General features: G+C 41.3%; 1 protein-coding gene. It reads left to right on the forward strand.

Features of this window, described 5'->3' with window-relative positions; translation table 11 throughout:
* On the forward strand, positions 1-287 hold a 287-nt coding region (gene frdD, locus ACM2FC_RS23635), incomplete at its 5' end, for a fumarate reductase subunit FrdD (protein ID WP_498483476.1).
* Between the last annotated feature and the right edge of the window lie 108 nt (positions 288-395).

The following is a 395-nucleotide window of genomic DNA, read 5'->3' on the forward strand; positions in this document are numbered from 1 at the left end:
CCATGCTGACACCAATTACCATTCTAGTAGTTGGCATCTTGATACCGTTGGAAGTTATTGACCTTGAAGCACTGCATTACGATAGAATTTCTGCTTTTGCGACAAGTTTCGTTGGAGGAGCTTTCATCATCGCCTCTATCGCTTTACCTACGTGGCATGCAATGCACCGGATACATCATGGGTTACATGATTTAAAGTTCCATACAGGCAAAACTGGCAAAATTTTCTGCTATGGGTTTGCAGGATTGTTAACAATTGTAGTCGTATTCTTAGTCACTATTTTTTGACATATAACTCCCCTTCCTGATGTAGGAGGATCTTAGTTCAAGGCGTTTCATGAATTGACATACTCCTCCCCATAAATGAGGAGGATTCTTAGTTCAACACGCCTTCAC

This window comes from Vibrio sp. A37 (assembly GCF_059777565.1).